Annotated in this window: 1 pseudogene; it reads left to right on the top strand. The window is 55.9% G+C overall.

Annotated features, from left to right (window positions below):
• Nucleotides 1–114 precede the first annotated feature (114 nt).
• Nucleotides 115–220 (top strand): annotated as a pseudogene (locus tag ACVOLS_RS21565) (replication initiation protein); the annotation flags it as partial.

Genomic DNA, 220 nt, shown 5'->3' with positions numbered 1-220 from the left:
AGGCGGCGATGAACCAGTTCGCGATAATCTACGAAGACCGATTCACGCTGGCTCGCTGAAAGAGACTTCCGGACTAAACCGCCTCACACACAAAAAATCGGACACGCCCCGTCCGCGAGACTTCACAATGACGAAGCGAAAGCAACGGGTTTCCGTGGCGCGTGGTACATGCTCACGCTCACCTACCGAGACGGATGCAATAGCGGCCCTCGTGACATTA

The organism is Stenotrophomonas sp. STEN038, assembly GCF_056759895.1.
The sequence above is the reverse complement of the archived record's forward strand: the minus strand, read 5'-3'. Positions and strand labels throughout refer to the sequence as shown.